The sequence below is a fragment of the Vulcanisaeta sp. EB80 genome (genome assembly GCF_002078205.2).
In genome coordinates this window covers 1-18,634 of record NZ_LCWN02000043.1, presented here as the reverse complement: position 1 = coordinate 18,634, position 18,634 = coordinate 1, and the positions used below count along the sequence as shown (strand labels likewise).

Here is an 18,634-nt window from a genome sequence, read left to right as displayed (position 1 = left end):
GGTACTGCAACTTAAAGATGCCAGCATTATCAGCAGCCCAGTAGGAGCAGTAGGCACAAGTGAACATAACAACCTTCCCCTCAGCCCCCTCAGCCAAAGCAGCCTCAACCTGAGCCAAAATAGCGTCATCGCTTGGCCAGTCCATGTCTAATGCACCGTATGGGCATTCGCCGACGCATGCACCGCAACCTTGACATGCAGCCTCATTTATCTTAATGACATGCCCCGGCTTACCCTCTATTGCATTGAATGGACATGCCTTAACACACATCATACAACCCACGCACTTGTTTGGATCCACCCTGGGTATTAACGAATCCTTCACTATCTGCCCAGTGGATAACAGCGCCAATGCCTTACCAGCCGCTGCAAAGCCCTCCGTAATAGCCTCCCCAAGGCCAACATCCGACCTAGCGGCACCAGCAATAAATACACCGGGGGTCATTGTATCAACTGGGCCTAATTTAACGTGGGCCTCTACGAAGTGTCCATCATTGTACTTTGCCAACTTCAGAATCTTAGATATGTCCTCCGTATTCGGCTTCATTGGTGTATTCACGAGTATTGAGGTAAAGTGCACAGTAACTGGGCCTCCCAGCTCTACGTCATTAACGATCATGGAGTCCCCATTGATGGTTACGTGAGTGTTCCACGAACCATCCCTGGATATCCTGAGGAAGTAAACGCCGGATCTCCTGGCTTCCCTATATATATCCTCAAGCTGTCCCACGGTCATCATGTCCCTATACACAACGTACACGTTTCTGCCCTCCTTAACGTACCTAATCGCTAGGTTGAGCATGACGCTTTGGCAGTAGGGCTTACCGCATAGGTCCAGTATCACCACATCATTGCCCAACTCCCTAGGTGGGCCTGTGAGTACGTCGTAAATGGAAATGGCCCTTGAATCATCGAGGCCTAACTCCTTAGTCGTAATTGGATTAGCCCCTGTGGTTACTATGATGGCCCCAACATCCAACTCCTCATTGTTTGTTAGAACCACATGGAAATTACCGGCAAATCCGCTCACCTCCCTCACTGTTGTATTGAATATCACCCTAACACCAGCCCTCAGGGCTCTCTTGATTAGGTTATTAAGGGCTTCATAGGCCGTCTCGCCCTCCGGCAATGCCTTAATCAATGATTGAGCCACCAATCCACCGCACTTATCACCCCTCTCCACCACGATGGTCTCCACACCCGATTCTGCGAGGGCCGTGGCCGCGGCAAGGCCTGCCGGTCCACAACCGATGATTAAGGCTCTATTGATGACGGGTATCTTCAATTGCTTAACAGGTCTCAACCTAAGGGCTTCTGCAACTCCCATTTTGATCATGTCCTTTGCCTTCTCAGTAGCAACCCTCCTATCAGGATGAACCCAGGTGTCTAGATTCCTAATATTAACCATGGTAACCAGGTATGGATTAAGCCCAACCTTCCTCGCGACATCCCTAAATATGGGTAAGTGCGTGGCTGGTGAGCAGGCGGCTATGACAACCCTATTCAACCCCTTCTCCCTAATCACCTGCCCAAACCTCTCCAAACCTGGCTTGGAGCAGGCGAAGGGTATGCTCTCGGCATGGACAACGTTGGGAAGCCCCTGGGAGAACCTAACCAACTCATTCACATCAGCAACACCGGCTATGTTCGAACCACAATGGCACACAAAAACCCCAACCCTAACCTCCTCACCAACCGCTAATTCAGTTACTGACTCCTCAAGAGATTTTGTGGGTTTCGTCATTAGGGCAGCCTGCGTTGCGGCAGCCCACGCCATAACCACGGACTCTGTAATATCCCTAGGCTCTGTGGCGGCACCTATGGCGAATATGCCGGGTTGTGATGTGGCGACTGGGTTCGCAGGGTTCGTACTCACGAACCCATACTTATCCAATTGCATTCCTAACAACACGGACAATTTCCTCAAATCACTCGGTGGTTTAAGCGCGGGTGCCAAAACCACCATGTCGAACTCCTCGATATCAGTCTTACCAGTCCTGGTATCCTCGAGCCTCACCCTAATGCCACCATTATTGTAACCAATGATTTGGGGTCTACCGTGGATTATCCTAACCCCCTCCTCCACAACCTTCCTATATAGGTTGTCAAACAATTTACCGTAAGTCCTAATATCATTCATGTAGAGTAACGTTACATCCTCCACCCCATGATTCTTGGCATAGATCGCTTGCTTCAGAAGGTATTCACAACACACCTTCGAGCAGTAACTATTGTATTTCTCATTCCTAGACCCAACGCAGGACACGAGCAATAATTTCCTTGGGTGCCCCCTATCCGCTGGCTTGATTATCTCGCCCATTGTTGGACCAGCTGAGTTGACCAATCTCTCGAATTCCAGCGACGTGAGCACATTGGGGTGAGAGCCATAACCAAGCTTTTTCAGGGCTTCGCCACCCTCTAACTCGTAACCCGTGGCAACGATTATCGATGAAACACCCCTCTCCACTATCCTAGGGGTCATGGTGAATACGATGGATCTCGGCTCACAAACCTCGGTACACCTATTACATACGATGTTATCGGGCGGCTTGTTTAGGCAAATATCCGGGTCTATGACGTATATACCAGGCACTGCTTGGGTGAAGGGTTGATAAATAGCCTTCCTAGTGCTTAACCCCGCATTATACTCATCCGGCGCAACCATTGGACATACACCCGTGCATAGGCCACACCTGGTGCACTCGTCAGTGACGAACCTAGGCTTAACCAATATCTTAGCCCTATACCTACCAGGCTCTCCGGAAACCTCGAGGACTTCAGATGATGTTAATATCTCCACGTTCTTCAACCCACTAACCTCAGACATCAATGGTCCCTCGATGCATATGCTGCAGTCCAGCGTTGGGAATGTCTTGTCCAGTTGAGCCATCTTACCACCGATTGATGGTGACTTCTCGACAAGGGTCACTTTACGACCCATCCTGGCTAGGGCTAGGGCAGCCTCAATACCGGCAATACCACCACCAATTATTAGCACCCTATCATACTCAACCACAGGCCTTGGTACTGGCTTTGTGAGGTCTACGTATTCCTCACGCTCCACGTATATCGCATTCCTAGGGCACACATTGCCGCAGTAATTACATGCCGTGCACTCCTCCTCCCTACCAGCCTTAATCACCGGGTAGAGGTAACCCTTGGCATTGGGTTTCTTGGACCACTCCAGGATGCCAACGGGGCACCCATCGATGCATAATCCATCCCCAATACAGAGCTCCGGCACTATCTTCAATCTACCCAGCGGTCTCCTAACCTGGTTAGCATCAAGCCGTTTACTCATTAATGCCAATTTACTTATAGCTTTTAAATATTTTATCTACGTCAAACGAAGAATAACCATTAACCCCCTGACTAATATCCTAATAAAACATAATTTTAATAATAAATAATTATAGAAAACAAATCACTGCGTGGATAATTTAATAACCAACAAATCACTATAGATAGGCCCCTTAGGCGTTAAAACACTCCTCTTAAGCCTTATGCTATCAACGACCTGGGTTCCGAAGTCCACATTCCCCCACTTCTTAATGACCTCCATGTACCTATCCCAATTCCTCACATACCTAACCCTGGCAATGGTCAAATGAGGAACGAAACCCCTCTCATCCCTCTCACCAATATCACCAGTGAGTCTCATGATTAACTCATGAAGATTCGCCAAATCCCTGGCACCCTCCTCAATACCCACCCAAATAACCCTAGGCCTCTCTATGCTTGGGAATGCGCCAACACCCCTCATGTGTATTGTGAACTGCCTGTACTTGATGCCGCCCAGCCTTTTCTTAATCTCCTCGACAAGGTCCTTGCTAATTTCGCCAATGAACCTAAGGGTTATGTGGAGATTCTCGGGCTCCACGGGTTTCATGTCAACGCCTGAGCCCATCAATTCCTTCTGCATCCTTACTATCGGCTCCTTCAACTGGTCAATTAAGTCCACGGCTATGAAAACCCTATAAATTTCTCTCGACATTGTCCTACGTACTCCATTAAGGAAATAATTAATTTTTACTGGCCCAAACTACCCTGCCCACTCATCTCGTGAATCCACTTATTAAGGAATTCACACTTTTCTGGTGTTATTTCGTCTGTTGTGCCACATACGTCGATGTATGGGCAGTAGAAGCATGGTATCCTGGTTAGCAGATCGTAAGTTAAAACCTTCATTAATGATCCAGCCTCGATCAATTCCTTGGCAACAGTCATACCCAGTTCTGTCAACTTGACCTTATACATTATCTTCTTCTTACTACCCACATTCTCCTTCTCCAACAAGCCCCTCTTCTCGAGTTTGTTGATGAACGGCATCCCGGCCTTGCTCTTGATACCCATGACCTTCCACACGTCCTTTAGCATAACTTCACCGCCCGCCTTATAGATCTCCGTGAGTATCCTCGTTTCCTTATCATTCAATTCCCTAATTATTGAGGACGCCTCATCACTCACGAACAACCCTTAGTAAAGCCCCTTAAAAACACTTAACTTTTACACATCAATCACGATATTCATCTTTGAAATTATCTCCTTATACCTATTTCGAATTGTGACATCGGTTATCCCCGAAGCCTCAGCTACATCCCTCTGCCTCTTCCTCACGCCCACTAGGGTCACGGCTATGTACACCGCTGACGCAATTAGTGCATAGAATGTTCTACCATTCGTCAAGTGTTTACGTCGACCCTCATTAACTATGTCCATTGCCAGTTTCGTCACGTAATACCTAACGTCCTCATTAAGCCTAAGCGTATTAATAACCTTTTGAAGGAATCTACCCAGCTCCTCTTGGCTCTTAATGACAATACCCTCATTACCAACCACCCGCCTAACAAGCTCAAGAAGTCTACTAACCCTCTTGCTTCTCTCAATACCTAACGTGTTCCTCAACTCACGAAGCGGACAAACAAGCCTTGCTCTTTTGCACGACACATAGAGTAGAACCAAGGCCAAGTCCCTAGTCCTAACACCCCTCAAATCGTATTTACTCGATAATTGCCTGAGTAGCACAAGCGCCTCATCAATAACACTACTTGGTAAGTTCAATTTATACCTAACCTGCTCCAGAACCTCGTGAAGCTCGGCAACCCGTCTCTCGGTGTATTGATATTGATTGAACTTATTTAATCGTATTAATGCCCTCAATCTATTCTGAAGTGTGGGATTATGAACATGCTTGGTCTCTATCACCGAACCACCAAGTCCATGGCCAGGTAAAGCCGGGCTTATCGGCTTCGCCCTTTCGTAAATCATTGCCTCCTCACCATTAAAGGCCCTCCACTCAGGGCCGAGATCCACCACGTGGTCCTGAATTACAGAACCGCAATGTCTACAGACAAATTGACTATACTCAGAATCAAACACTATATCCGTAGATCCACAGTACGGGCACCTAAGTATGTCCTGCTTAATGAGTCTACCTGGCGTGACCATGCCTACCACCTCTCCTTCTCAAGTCAACATCCCTAACATAGGCGGGTTTACCCACGAATTCATTGACCTCTGGCAACTGTGGGTCAGGTTTCACCAGACCATACGGTGAATTCACGGGGCCGATAATATCGTATAAAACACCAAGCCTTCTCATTGAGTAATCATAAATAGTGACCCCCAGGGGAGGGGTAGTTGATAGTTTTAGTACGAACCTCCCATCACGGGACACGTGCAAGATGTCACCAACCTTCCTGAGCATCCAGCGTATACGTCGTATACAATATTTAAAAGTAATACTTTTCGTCGGGTAGAATATCTGTGTAATACAACCGTATTAGGTGAAAAATAGTAAGGTATAACTATACACATGTCCGCCAACTATAAATAATGCGCATAATCATACAAAAAGAATATAAATATGATAGTCGAAAACCCTGTGTGCTCATTGTCGTGGCACTGGGGGGCAACGCCTTCGCCAGAGAAGGTGGTAAGGTCGGTTTACCGGAAGAGCAGATAGAACGCGTTAAATTAGCAGCCAACGATATAGCGGACCTCATTGAGGAGGGTTTTGATGTTGTTGTGACCCATGGCAATGGACCACAGGCAGGGCTTCTGTCCGAGAAGGTTGGTGATTACCTAAGCCTAGACATGATAGACGCGGCCACGGAGGGCTGGATGGGTTACTTAATAGCCAACGCCCTTACCAACGAGTTTAGACGGCGGGGTATTCGGCGGAACCCTGTTGTGGTTATTACGCGAGTCATAGTTAATAAAAACGATGTAGTCTTCCAAAACCCCACTAAGTTCATAGGTCCTCTGTATGATAAGGAAACAGCCGATAAATTGACTAGGGAGAGGGGTTGGGCTTTTAGGTGGGATGTACGCGGCGGCTACAGGAGGGTTGTACCATCACCCGAGCCACAGGGCATAATGGATATCGAATTAGTAAGGTTACTGCTTAGGGAGGGTTTTGTGCCGATTACCGTTGGTGGTGGAGGAATACCTGTGACAATAAATGGTGAAATTCACGGTGTTGAGGCTGTTATCGATAAGGACTTAGCAAGCCAGGTTTTAGCTAATGCCATAAACGCCGATTACATGTTAATACTCACAGACACAGATTACGTGTACTTAAACTACAAGAAACCGAACCAAAGAAAACTTGCGGAGATCACAGTGGGTGAAGTCGAGAAATACTATAACGAGGGACAATTCCTGCCAGGAAGTATGGGGCCTAAGGTATTAGCCGCAATACGATTCTTAAGGAGCGGCGGTAAGGCCGTGTATATAGGACCGCTTGGTAGGGCCAGGGATATACTTAAGGGCGTTGTGGGAACACGGATAATTGCGTAGTACCCTTATTCAGGTGATGATTTTAATTTTAGATCAATTATTTGGAACGGCTTTATTTGCCGTTAAATATTCGATTAGTTTCCTCACTAACATAGCCATGCCTAAGTACTGAACCCTTCAATTCTGGTTGGTATTTGGGCATTACCCATTGTATGACCCCCTCCTCGCTCTGTTGGGCGGGGTTTAATCTTGGGGGTCTCGGGTGTTACTCCCTCCTTGGGGGTTATTGGTTTTATGCCGTTGGTTGTTACTATGTAGGTTAGTATTTTCTTTGGTGTTGGTGTTTTGTAGCCTACCTTCTTTGCGATATTCCTTGCTGCGTTTATGTCTGCGTTGATTTTTATGCCCGTTACTGGGCATATGTACAATTCCCTCTTTACCCTACCGTTTTCGTGCTCCGCATTGCATATTGAGCATTGTTTGCTTGTTCCGTACTCATTAACAACATGCAGTTTGATTCCGTATTCCTGCAACACCTCACCAAGCCAATTGATTACCTTCGTATACCACCAAATATTGGTGTTGAACTCATTACCATTATCTTGGCTAACTAGATACGGATAACCAATGAATACCTCGTCAATGCCTATCTGCCACAAGGTCTTCGCCAGAAATCTAATCGCCGTTCTATAGTAGTGCCTCAACCTCTCCCTCCTCTTGAAAACCGCATGCAGGTAGAATGCGTGGTACTTTTTCCATGATTCGAATCCGTGGTTCCTCAACCAATCCCTAATCGCTTGGTAAGTGCCTATTTCACGCTTCCACCAATAATACTCAGCCTTCACTGTCGAACCCTTTATGAGCATTGCAACGTCAGTGTGATTAAACACCACCGCAAACAGGTTGTTCAAGCCAATATCAATAAACGCCTTATTACCACCTTTAGGATTCTCGATTTGTATCTTATCATGGACGCCCCTCACGTAACCCCTCGGGTTACTCCTCGATGGCTTCCCCCAACGGTGATTGGTACATATGCGAACCACCTACCATCCTCGTACTTTATTATGAGTGTGCCTTGCTTACCGCTCCACTTTATCCTTCCTGCATACTTTATCCTCAAACCCCAGTCCTTTAGGACCAAGTAGCCCTCGCCATTGTTGATTGGCTCTAGGTAGTACCTATCGTTCCTCACCAAAATCCTTAGCTCCCTCTTCCCCAGTAGCTTATCCTTCCAGAAGCCTGGCGGTGATGGTTTACCCATGAATTTAGGCAACTTGCCTTGCCTGTACAGCTTGAGTAGTTCGAAGAATGAGTTCCACATCCAATTATTTAGGTTAATCACCTGACCGGCATTCACGCCTAACACGCTATTGTATTTGTAGTAAAACTCATGCTCTGTACCCTCGAAATCAACCCTACCCGTTTCCCTATACTGCACCAATCTAGCATAATTAAGCTCATTCCATAACCTAGCAGTAGCATCTGCAATCCTCCGCAACTTCCTCTCCTGAGAACCACTAGGCAACAACCTAAGCCTAACAGTACGCACATTACTCCGCTTGGAAGAAGAGGGAGTGCCCGGGTTGGTGAAAAGGGTGGGTAATCGACCCACCAACTCACCCGAAGAAAAAGGCACCAACCCAGGCACCAGCCACCAACAAAGCAGGGTTTTTATAAACCTAATTCGAACTTAAACCTCCTAATTAAGGCGTAGTCAAATATTATTATGCCCTCGATAGAACCAAGTAGGCCTCCATAGGTTAATAACCAATTGTATAGATAGCCGTACGCAGAGCCGTAAAATGTCCATGCACCCAGGATTATTGAAATAATCACAACTATCACAACACCCCTAAACCAAGTGAGTCTCTTCGGGAATGTATTTGCAAAATCATACGCGGGTCCCACTGTATTTGCAAAGACATTTACTGCAAACGTGGCTAACATAAAGACTATGTTTATAAAAATCGCCAATCCAGCCGGCAGATATAGTGTGGTGATTAGTATCGGGTCCCAAATGGGTATGTGGTATAAATACATGATTGCACCTGTAGTCATTATCCCAAGTAAACCAACCATAACCATCATTAACGGCATGAAGGATTGACCAACCACCTGCGCAAACTGGCTCTTTGCGAACCTCGTGTAATCAGGCATTGACAATGCCATCGTAGCCCAATAGGCAACGTTAGCGTTCAAGAAGGCCAACCATGCAAGCCAGTAGTTAAGTCCGTGAATTGTTGGCGAGACAATAATACCACCATAGTGCCAACCAGCCCTTGACATGAAAATGCCCCATATCATAAGGAAGCCCAGTAAAATCAATGGCGCAGCCGACCTTGCGAACCACTTAAGCGTTGGTTGCGCCTCAGGCACAGGTGAGAAGTACAGTAGGAGCAATTGGAGCGCTATTATCGCGGCGAAGGTCACCCAAAAGACTGCTGGGAATGCTAGGCTTAGTGTAAATGGGTTCGCCACACCCTTCGTAACAAGACCCTGTATTACATTCAATTTATGGGTGATTATCGCGTATATTCCAACGGCAGCCTCGGTCATTATGTACGTCTCTATGCCCCACCAACCAGCCCCAATCACTGCCCTAACCCAGCTCGGGAATATGGCGCCATAAACACCCCACCTCGTCCTGGTAAGCACGGGTTCCGGTATGCCATACCTAGCGCCACCGTGCGACTGTATAATCATTGGTATTAAGACGATAACATTACCCAGAAACACAGCCAGTAGTGAGTCCCATGTACCTAAACCGAAGGCTAAACCAACGCTAACTAAGGACCAACTGGGCACTATAAATGCCATACCAAACCAAATCGCTGCATATGTGTACCAATCCCAATTCCTCTTATTAATTGGTGTTGGATGAAAGTCTGGATTCCATAGAAACCCCTCTTCTGGATACCCTTTGACCAGCTCAACCTGTCCTCTCTCAGCATCATATTTTACATCCTTAACCCTCTCCGTTAGGTAGCCCAAGATGCCCTTCCCTCATCTCACGATGTTCTTATAAGCGTTACTTTTAATTTAATTAAGTAATCGAAATTTGTGAAATCAATGCCGATAAAGCAAATTAAGGACTATTTTAATGAACATATCGATGGATATCGTGATTACAGAACCTCTTGAGGATTTACTCATTGTTAAGTTGAATAGACCTGAGAAGAGGAATGCCTTCAGTCTCGAGTTAACCCTGAGGACTAGGGATGCCGTGTCAACCGGTTGTAGGGACTTTGATGGTGTGATCTTAACCAGTGAGGGTAAGGTTTTCTCGGCTGGTCTTGATTTAGCCGAGATCTATGGGTTCAGCACGATTGAGGAGTCCACCAGATACTTCTCGGCTATTAAGGACTTAGCCTTAACCGTGGCTAATTGCGAGAAGCCAATCGTGGCTTTAGTGAATGGTTCGGCTTACGGCTTCGCCACGGAGCTACTTTACTTCTTTGACCAGGTGATCGCTGTTAGGGGCTCGGAGTTCTCGTTACCCGGCATTAGGTATGGGCTTGTGCCAGTAACCCCAGCCTTCACGCCCTACCTCTTTGGGATGCTGAGGTCTAGGTTCTTCCTGGATAGGGATTTCAAGCTCAGCACCGAGGAGGCTCTCAATTGGGGCATTGTCAATAAGATTGTTGATAACTTGGATGAGGGTCTTAAGGTATCCGTAGAGCTCGTGAGGAAGCTACGCAGTATACCCCAGGGTGTGTACCTGGAGCTTAAGCGGTTAATGATTAGGTCAATAATAGGTATTGTTGAGGATAGGTGGGACGAATTATTAAGTACCTTAGCCAGGGAATCGCTGAAGCGGGACGTTAAGGATAAACTGGAGGAGTTCTTGAAGAGATAGGAAATTATTTATTACTCGCCCAAGGCACCTTATTAAATGACCAGGGTGTTCGATAGCGGTGAGTACAGAGTATACGTCAATGGGGATATCATGGTGTTTAAGCCCAGCAATGCCAGCGCACGGGTATTAATATTGACACCACCCGGTATAAAGCCCCAGTTCTACTCATTACTGGCTGTGCTACTTGCCAAGTCAGGCATTGAATCAATAATTCCTAAATCACCCTTGCCATGCAACGAACATGGCTTAAGGAACTTGGTTACCAGGTTAATAAACAATCATAAGCCTAACCTGGTAGTGGCGCTTGGATTTAACGTAGACTATGTTTATGGCCCTAGGCTCACCATAGGCTTTGATGAGAGCGCTGGCACGATGCAACTCCTAAGTTCTCAAGTACCTGGGTCTATTTACATGGTGAGTGACCAATGTGGGCAGGTTGGACGAGCTTTGGTTAATGCAGACTTTATTATTAAGGGGACGCTGACTCTTGATTCGATTATTAAGATTAGGGACTTAATACTGAGTTCCATACCGTTAGACGCAAGTAAGGAATAAAATCATTATTAAATACAAATACTAGATAAAGGGAGGGGGTTAGCGTGAAGGTACCTCTATTCATGGAGTTTGAAGGCAGGAATGTCTTGGTAATTGGTGGTGGGGGAGTTGGTACTCGTAGAGCCGTGAAATTCCTCATGGCTGGCGCCAACGTTAGGGTAATTGGTCTAGAATTTAGTAATGACTTAGTTAGGTACGCTGAGCAGGGAAAGGTCGTACTCATTAAGGGCGATGCAAGAGATCCAGGTTTGCTTCGTAGTAATATTGAGTGGGCTGACCTGGTGGTTATCGCAACAAATGACCCAATTGCGAATGAGAATGCCAGGAGGATAGCCAGGGATCTTAAGAAGTTCTTTAATGATGCCACCAACGCCGAGGAGACGGAGGTTGTCGTGCCATTTGAGGGCGAGATAAATGGTATAAGGATTGCGGTAACCACCGAAGGATTAAGCGGTGTTGTGGCTAGGAGAGCCCTTGATGAGATACTACATATTTTGAAGGATGATGAGGAGTTGATGAACATGGCCCGTGTTTGGTATGCCGTAAAGAGCAGGATTAAGGAGAGTGTTAAGGATGTGAAGGCTAGGTTGAGGCTATACATGGAGCTTGATAATGATGAGAAATTCAATGAGTTAGCAAGGAAGGGTCTTATCGATGAAGCGCTCGATTATGTGCTACATAAAATTGAAAACAAAACATAGTAATAGAATATAATATCTTTACTGATTTTTACCGGAGGTTTATTTTAAGTCAATTGAAATGTTCTGAGCATTAATGGCTTGGATAATTTAGCCACCAAACGCCCTATCTCCCGCATCGCCTAAGCCGGGTATTATGTAGCCCCTCTCATTTAATTCTGGGTCTATGGATACGGTGTATATCTCAGCAAACGGATACTCCTTAAACACCCTCTCTATGCCGTACCTCGTGGCTATAACGCTCACGACTATTGTCCTCTTTGGATTGCCATACTTAAGTACATGCCTAAGGACCGTAACTATTGTGGAGCCTGTGGCTAGCATGGGGTCGGCAATTATTAATACGTCGTCGCCGAATATCCTGGGAACTTTAACGTACGTAACCTCAATATCAAAATTCAGCGAGCCAGGTTTATGGGATTCCTCAACCCTCCTAGCACTTACCACGCCCATTCTTGCGTTAGCGAAAATCTTAACGAGACCCTCAACAAGAGGCATTGCCGCCCTAAGGACTTGAATTATTACAACGTGATCTAGATCCTTAATCCTAACCCCCTTAGCCTTAACCCCGAGTGGTGTCTCGACCTCGACTGTTTCGATATCCATTGACTTAACAATCTCATAACCCATCAATCTACCAAGCCTGACGAGGCCCTTCCTAAACTCTATCTGCTTCGTATTCTTGTCCCTAAGGGTCGTTAAAATGGCTTGAGCCAGTGGATGATCAATAACTACGACACGACCCAAGGAAGACCCGCCCTTTTGCATAAATGTTTATTTATAAGTATTTTCACAGATATTTCCGTAGTATTACGTGAAGAGAATGGTAGCCGCTGAGGGTTGGTGATGAGGGTTCAAAGCGCGGATAACTCGTTATTCGCTTTGTCATGAGATCGTGCAAAACCCAGCCCTAATTACTTAATAGGTTAGGGTCTTGATAGATCCTCTCGATAATTCAAGAAGCTCGAGCTTATCGATGCTTAGATACGTCTTTAACGTGTTTATAAATAGGTCAAGACCTCTCTGCGTATTTAATAAGGGCGCCTTATATTGAGCGCCTGCGGCATACCTATGACCACCGCCACCAAGTTTTATAGCTACCTGCGTGCAATCGTATGGACCATTCTTATCAGCACCGCAATAGTACCTAAAGGTTCTCCTACCGAGCCTCAACAGTATATTGACCATCCTAGCCCCTCTGTGCTGGAGCTCTATCGTCAATTGCCTATAGGATATTCCAAGGTTTATTGGGCTGTATATGTTAACCACATCCCTAATTGGTATTTGATTCGCAATCTCAAGCATGAGCCTCTTTGCCTTATCACCCCTCTCCACGAGTTTACGTATTTTGTTATTCTCAAGCGCCTGAAGACCATTAGTAGCGAGGGCCCTTGCTATGTAAAGCTTCTCTGAATAGGATGCAAACCTAACGGCTAAATCGAGTTCCTCAGCCTCCTTACTATTGATACTGGCTGTATCAGTCTCTATCGCAACTTTAACGAGACTATTAACTACGGTATCGCTCTCTAGATCGAGGGCTTTCATAGCCATTAATGCCGAGCACGGAGCCTCTGGATCGTAATACTCAACCTTGGCGCAGGGCTTATTTGTCTTGTGGTGATCAGCCCTTATTAGAACTTTACCTGGGCAGGGTAGGTCTGCTACGAATGTCCAATAAAAGCTCTTGATCCACCAGGACCTATTAACCTCACTTGGTGCGGCAAGAACCACGACACCATTGGGGTACTTCCTCAGGAATAGTGCGGCGCTCGTTATTCCATCAACATCACCACTATCACATAGTGCCAATGGTCTATTGCTCAACCTTGCCCACAATGCCGCCAGGAATCTCCTCATAGTGTATCCTCGTAGGAGGAAATCCTAAATAAAATTATTTCTCTTTACTCTTAAGATATTTTGAACAAACAGGGCAGTTTTCAACCCTGCTTAGCCTTATTTCATCAATAATCCAATTCTTACCATCAATAACCAACAACCTACTGGTTAAGGGTTCACCAATACCCGTAATCAGCTTAATGACCTCAAGGGCCTCTATAGAAGCAACAACACCAACAACAGGGCCAACTACTGGGCAGAAACCAACACACTGTGGTAGTGATTTTAATTGAACAAGTTCGTAGAGGCACGGAGTCTTGCCTGGTATTATCGTAGATACTTGGCCATACCAACCATTAACTGCACCATGAACTAGAGGCTTCCTTAATCTAACTATTGATTCATTAAGAACCTGCCTACTCAACCAATTATCAAGAGCATCAATAACCACATCAGCGTCCCTAATGATGTCGTCAACGTTATCCTCAGTCAATGCCTCACCAACAGACCTAATCCTAACAGTGGAGTTAAGATCATGGAGTCTCCTAGCGGCAACCTCAACCTTAGGCTTGCCAACATCCTCTTCCCTATAGAGTAATTGCCTGTGCAAATCTGATATGCTTACTGTGTCATAATCAACAATCGTTAATTCGCCAACACCCGCACCAACCAGGTAGAGGGTTACGAGAGATCCAAGGCCTCCAAGACCTATGACGGCGACACGAGCCTTGGATAACTTCTCCTGACCCTCCCTACCAATAACGGCTATTTGCCTCGAGTACCTATCCATTAATTGCATGATCCTCATTCTATTTTGGGGAATATTAATAAAAATTATTAAGGATTATGTGTGCATTATCAACGACCATGAGGAGCACCAAGTCCCTATCGCCATATCTACCAATCTTAACCATAAGAGTTGGATCCGGGGCGAACACATTCCTAATCTCATACCTATCACCAGGTAATAGCGTTATGATAGGAATAATACTGGCCACATACCCATTCGTTGAGGCTGCAAGCTCGTTTGTGGCAGGCTACATGGCGGATAAGCTGGGTAGGAGATTAACATTGATTCTTGGTTATGCATGGTTGCTCATGTTCATGGTCGCTGTGTACGCATCAATATCGATAATGAAAGACCCCCTCTTTACCGCGGCATTTAATGGTGCAATTGGGTTTGGTGCCGCACTAGTTTTGGTCTCAACACTGGCCATGATAACGGATTTGACAGAGCACGGTTATAGGGGCTTGGGTATGGGGGTTTTTGATTTTCTAAATATATTTGGTTACGCGAGTGGTTATATGGTGGGGTCAATCCTATACCAGGTATTTAAGAGTCCCACAGCCTTCATAGTATTATTGTTATCGCTTGCCTTACTCTACGTGGTCATCATGAGGTACATAATCGAGACGAAACCCATCAGCGGCGTCACGTACCTAAACCCACTTAGGGGTGTTTCGAGAAGAGCCATACCAACACTGCCCCTATGGTTCTCAATAACCACGATACTTGGAGCAGCGATATATTCGGGAAGAGCCATAGGTAGCATTGAAGGTGTATTGCCAGTGCACGTTGGTGCGTTATTCCTCGGCGCAACCCTGGTTATTGGGTTGGGCTCAGTATTCTTTGGATACGTATCGGATAGGTTGGGTAGGTTAAAAACAATGGGCATTGGCGTGGTGGGAGTATCGATAGGCCTCATCACCCTAACCACATTATTACTGATCGGGGTCAACCCAATAATTGCCATAGCCATCTCGGCACCATTCATATTCATGGCATCGGCCATAGTCCCCTCAATACTCGCGTTGACTGGTGACGAGGCATTAATAAGTATGAGGGGATCAGCCATGGGGCTCTATAGCCTGGTCCTCGGTGTGGGCATGGGCGTGGGTAGTTTATTGGGTAGCTACTCCTACGTGACCCTTGGGCTTGGGGGCATAGCATTGCTAGCCCTGGTAATATTCACGGTATCGCTAGCACTATATGCGATATTGAGGATAACCCTAATTGCTAGGCGATGAGTTGATAACGAACCACCAACTGGGCATTACCACCCTTGCCCCTAAGGTCAACAATTAATGAGCTGCCCTCCTCACGCGACCTTATCATCAATGGGAAACCAAGCAACTTAAGCCTCGCCTTAACAGCCCCTAACACGGATCTAGGAATTTTCAATTCATCACCAAGCCTTTTCACCACATCCTCAATCACGCAATCCACATAATCCTCACCGCAATTCTCAAGCTCAGCCTCGATAATGTCGCCATCAACATGCTCAATGTACTTCACAACACCGCCCTCCAGGACCCACTCACCATGGTAATTAACCAGCACCAAATCAACAAGGGAGGACATACAACTGTAATTAAGGTAAGGACTAATAAAAATTAACGATGCGAGAAGCTTATAAGACCTAAAGGGAGATTTGATGATGGGCCCGTAGCTCAGCCAGGTAGAGCGGCGGGCTTTTAACCCGTAGGTCGTGGGTTCGAATCCCACCGGGCCCGCTAACTTTTCAATTTAGCATCTAAACAGTCTGTTTTATTAATACCTGGTTTCGTAGGATGGGGTGGACGAGGTATTTAGCAAACTTAGGGTGGAGTTGCAAAACGCCCTTGTTGAGGCTGGTTTTGAAAGATCTACAGAGGTACAGAGGATCGTTATCCCAAGGGGTTTGATGGGATTTAATGTTGTCATGCAGGCGAGGACGGGTAGTGGAAAAACAGCCGCCTACTTATTACCCATAATGAACTCTATGGTCGGTAAGGTATCGGAATCCTTGGTTGTCGTACCTACACGTGAACTCGCTATTCAAGTTGCTGAGCATTTTAGCATGTTTAATAAATACCTAGGATTCAAGCACGCCTTAATTTATGGGGGAGTACCTTATAATACGCAGATAAGGTTCGTCAAGGATGCATCCTTAATAGTCGCAACCCCTGGTCGTTTACTTGACCTTGTAAGGAAATCATACCTAGACCTCAGTGCGGTTGACTTTTTGGTTATTGATGAAGTCGATAGGATGATGGATATGGGATTTATTAACGATATATACGTAATATCAAGCCTTACGCGCAATAGAAGGCAAACGTTTGCTGCCACCGCCACAATACCTGAGAAAGTTCGTGAATTAATGACTAGAGTAATAAAGGATCCATTTTTCGTGAGGGTTGGAGATCACGAGTACGATATTCCACCTATGGAACAACTGGTGTATTTAATTAATGGTTTTTGGAGGGAGAGGTACGACATCGTTACCAAGGAATTGGAAGGAAAGACGATGATTTTCACAAACACTAGAGAAAGGGCATATAGGCTCTATAAGCAATTACTACGTAGTTATAATGCGTTACTTTTACATGGCGGTATGAAACAATTCACTAGGGAAAAGGTGCTGGGTAGGTTTAGGAATTCCCAGGGCGATCCTATTTTGGTTGCGACTGACTTGGCATCACGAGGGCTCGATATAATTGATGTAGAGTTAATAATAAACTTCGACACGCCCAGAGATCCGGAAACCTATATTCACAGGATAGGCAGAACTGCAAGGCTCAATAGGGGAGGTCGCACTGTGACGCTAGCGACTAAGGACGAGATGCATGTAATAGATGCAGCGGCTAGACTTAGTGGATCAACATATAGATTAATTCGCCGGGTTTGATTACTTGCTCTAGGACTCAAACCTGGATGGTGGTATTGGATCACCGTACGCCCCCTTCGCCTCGATTAGTCTTTGTTTCTGTTCCTCAAGTATTTCAAAGAATTTCCTTGGTATTGTCGGTATTTCTGAATATATCTTCCATATCCTGTCTATCTTATCGAGTAACTTACTAACCCTTATTGCGAATTGCTTATTATAGTCCTCGAGCCTGTAGTCCCTATTGAGGACACTGCGGAATAACTCTCTCAGGTCCTCGTACCTCGGTACGTAACCTATCGGTGTTGTTATGGCGCTGACCTCACCGTGCACCCTCCTCTCCATCCACTGAAGCCAAACCCTCTTATCCTCCTTACTGTTCAGGAACCTCCCCTGCTCATCCCTGAGGAAATAATTAACGCCGAATATCTTCGGTGGCTTTTCTAAACCCTCACCGAACTTTAGGTAATTCGTTATGTAGACGCCAAGGTCTACAGAGAGGAAGTCGAGATTAGCCATTGGGTTGAACTCCCTCTCGCCAGGCTTACCTATTACTGCAGCCGTTCTTTCGGACTCAAGAGATGCCGCTATTGTAACTACACCATGGTCCCAATTAAAAGCTTCGAAGACGGGCACCCAAGTATCTGGATCCCTACCGCCAAATATTAAACCACCAACCACCACTCCATTGGGATCGTCATACTTAGGATCCAGGTTCTTGAAGGCCTTCAGTGGTACCGTGAACCTGGCATTGGGATGGGATGGCGGTATTGGATTACCCTTATCGTCGGTCTTACCTTTCCACCACTTACCCGTGTAATTAGTGCCTCTCTCAGGCACCGGTTCTCCCTTACCATTCCAATAAACGCCTCCATCCTCGGTAATTAGGACGTTGGAGAATATGACCTCGCCAGGTTTCGTAAGTACTTCGTAAATTAGCGGATCATCGGTGGGATTTATACCCTCAATAATTCCGAAAACACCAACCTCGGGATTTACAGCCCTAACCTCACCATTAACGTTCCTTAGGTATGCCAGATCATCACCTATTAACCTGCCCAGCATTGCCGTGGAGGTCTTGCCCGACATGGATGGATAGGCGCCTGTGAAGTACGTAACCCTGCCTCTAGGGCCTTCAACGCCTATTATGAACATGTGCTCACTGAGCCAGCCTTCCTCCATAGCCCTCTTAATCGTGAGCCTAAGCGCCAACTTCTTCAGGCCTATGCTGTTACCACCGTATTGCGTGTTTACGGAATAGACAGTCTCGCTGAGTAAATCTATGTATATCCTCCTCTGCT

19 protein-coding genes and 1 tRNA gene are annotated in these 18,634 nt (G+C 46.1%); 7 read left to right on the top strand and 13 right to left on the bottom strand.

Annotated elements, in window-relative coordinates; all coding sequences use genetic code 11:
* The 5 genes from B7L70_RS08180 to B7L70_RS08160 form a co-directional block, all read right to left on the bottom strand.
* Positions 1–3,301: FAD-dependent oxidoreductase (locus B7L70_RS08180; protein WP_081227368.1), on the bottom strand; the 3,301-nt coding region annotated here is incomplete at its 3' end.
* Positions 3,302–3,424: 123 nt separating this feature from the next.
* Positions 3,425–3,994: an RNA 2',3'-cyclic phosphodiesterase gene (thpR, locus tag B7L70_RS08175; protein ID WP_081227367.1), complete on the bottom strand. Its 570-nt coding sequence runs from the start codon at positions 3,992–3,994 to the stop codon at positions 3,425–3,427.
* A 35-nt stretch (positions 3,995–4,029) separates the two neighbouring features.
* Positions 4,030–4,467: a MarR family transcriptional regulator gene (locus tag B7L70_RS08170; RefSeq protein ID WP_081227366.1), complete on the bottom strand. Its 438-nt coding sequence runs from the start codon at positions 4,465–4,467 to the stop codon at positions 4,030–4,032.
* A 39-nt stretch (positions 4,468–4,506) separates the two neighbouring features.
* Positions 4,507–5,448 carry a transcription initiation factor IIB family protein gene (locus tag B7L70_RS08165; protein ID WP_081227365.1) on the bottom strand — a complete coding sequence of 314 codons (942 nt, stop codon included), beginning with the start codon at positions 5,446–5,448 and terminating at the stop codon, positions 4,507–4,509.
* Positions 5,432–5,707, bottom strand: a complete 276-nt coding sequence (locus tag B7L70_RS08160) for an H/ACA ribonucleoprotein complex subunit GAR1 (RefSeq protein ID WP_081227364.1) — start codon at positions 5,705–5,707, stop codon at positions 5,432–5,434. The genes B7L70_RS08165 and B7L70_RS08160 overlap by 17 nt, the downstream gene beginning before the upstream one ends.
* 179 nt (positions 5,708–5,886) lie before the next feature.
* Here B7L70_RS08160 and B7L70_RS08155 point away from each other — a divergent pair, with 179 nt between their 5' ends.
* Entirely contained in the window at positions 5,887–6,801 is a 915-nt protein-coding gene (locus tag B7L70_RS08155; RefSeq protein ID WP_081227363.1) for a carbamate kinase, read from the top strand.
* A 101-nt stretch (positions 6,802–6,902) separates the two neighbouring features.
* Here B7L70_RS08155 and B7L70_RS13955 read toward each other — a convergent pair whose 3' ends face one another.
* From B7L70_RS13955 to B7L70_RS08145, 3 genes are read right to left on the bottom strand one after another with little or no spacing between them, the layout of a single operon-like run.
* A complete protein-coding gene (locus B7L70_RS13955; RefSeq protein ID WP_238376169.1) occupies positions 6,903–7,724 on the bottom strand; it encodes a zinc ribbon domain-containing protein in 822 nt (273 codons plus the stop codon).
* A complete protein-coding gene (locus B7L70_RS13950; protein WP_238376168.1) occupies positions 7,721–8,392 on the bottom strand; it encodes a transposase in 672 nt (223 codons plus the stop codon). Before B7L70_RS13950 ends, B7L70_RS13955 begins: the two co-directional genes overlap by 4 nt.
* A 23-nt stretch (positions 8,393–8,415) precedes the next feature.
* Positions 8,416–9,735 (bottom strand): cytosine permease, encoded by a 1,320-nt coding sequence (locus B7L70_RS08145; RefSeq protein WP_081227362.1) that lies wholly within the window; start codon positions 9,733–9,735, stop codon positions 8,416–8,418.
* A gap of 121 nt (positions 9,736–9,856) precedes the next feature.
* On the opposite strand from B7L70_RS08145, the gene B7L70_RS08140 reads away from it, so the two are divergent.
* From B7L70_RS08140 to B7L70_RS08130, 3 genes are read left to right on the top strand one after another with little or no spacing between them, the layout of a single operon-like run.
* Positions 9,857–10,600, top strand: coding sequence for an enoyl-CoA hydratase/isomerase family protein (locus tag B7L70_RS08140; RefSeq protein WP_081227361.1), 744 nt, complete (start codon positions 9,857–9,859; stop codon positions 10,598–10,600).
* Positions 10,601–10,636: 36 nt separating this feature from the next.
* On the top strand, positions 10,637–11,155 hold the full coding sequence (locus B7L70_RS08135) for a hypothetical protein (protein ID WP_081227360.1): 519 nt from the start codon (positions 10,637–10,639) through the stop codon (positions 11,153–11,155).
* Positions 11,156–11,199: 44 nt separating this feature from the next.
* The gene (locus B7L70_RS08130) at positions 11,200–11,856 is read left to right on the top strand and encodes a bifunctional precorrin-2 dehydrogenase/sirohydrochlorin ferrochelatase (protein WP_081227359.1); all 657 of its coding nucleotides are present in this window, start codon (positions 11,200–11,202) and stop codon (positions 11,854–11,856) included.
* An 87-nt stretch (positions 11,857–11,943) separates the two neighbouring features.
* Here the strand turns inward: B7L70_RS08130 and upp are convergent, their stop codons facing one another.
* From upp to B7L70_RS08115, 3 genes are all read right to left on the bottom strand, one after another.
* Entirely contained in the window at positions 11,944–12,600 is a 657-nt protein-coding gene (gene upp, locus B7L70_RS08125; protein WP_238376167.1) for a uracil phosphoribosyltransferase, read from the bottom strand.
* Between the two features lie 171 nt (positions 12,601–12,771).
* Positions 12,772–13,710, bottom strand: coding sequence for a Fis family transcriptional regulator (locus B7L70_RS08120; RefSeq protein WP_081227357.1), 939 nt, complete (start codon positions 13,708–13,710; stop codon positions 12,772–12,774).
* A gap of 34 nt (positions 13,711–13,744) precedes the next feature.
* Positions 13,745–14,497, bottom strand: coding sequence for a HesA/MoeB/ThiF family protein (locus B7L70_RS08115; RefSeq protein WP_202908714.1), 753 nt, complete (start codon positions 14,495–14,497; stop codon positions 13,745–13,747).
* Positions 14,498–14,556: 59 nt separating this feature from the next.
* Here B7L70_RS08115 and B7L70_RS08110 point away from each other — a divergent pair, with 59 nt between their 5' ends.
* Positions 14,557–15,717: an MFS transporter gene (locus B7L70_RS08110; RefSeq protein WP_081227356.1), complete on the top strand. Its 1,161-nt coding sequence runs from the start codon at positions 14,557–14,559 to the stop codon at positions 15,715–15,717.
* On the opposite strand, the gene B7L70_RS08105 is transcribed toward B7L70_RS08110, so the two are convergent.
* Positions 15,707–16,051, bottom strand: a complete 345-nt coding sequence (locus B7L70_RS08105; protein ID WP_081227355.1) for a hypothetical protein — start codon at positions 16,049–16,051, stop codon at positions 15,707–15,709. The two genes, B7L70_RS08110 and B7L70_RS08105, sit on opposite strands and share 11 nt — an antisense overlap.
* A 78-nt stretch (positions 16,052–16,129) precedes the next feature.
* Between B7L70_RS08105 and B7L70_RS08100 the strand changes: the two genes are divergently transcribed.
* Both B7L70_RS08100 and B7L70_RS08095 read left to right on the top strand, forming a co-directional pair.
* Positions 16,130–16,203 (top strand) — tRNA-Lys (locus B7L70_RS08100).
* A 62-nt stretch (positions 16,204–16,265) separates the two neighbouring features.
* Positions 16,266–17,357, top strand: a complete 1,092-nt coding sequence (locus tag B7L70_RS08095; RefSeq protein WP_081227354.1) for a DEAD/DEAH box helicase — start codon at positions 16,266–16,268, stop codon at positions 17,355–17,357.
* 9 nt (positions 17,358–17,366) lie between these two features.
* Here B7L70_RS08095 and B7L70_RS08090 read toward each other — a convergent pair.
* On the bottom strand, positions 17,367–18,634 hold a 1,268-nt coding region (locus tag B7L70_RS08090; protein ID WP_081227353.1), incomplete at its 5' end, for a phosphoenolpyruvate carboxykinase (GTP).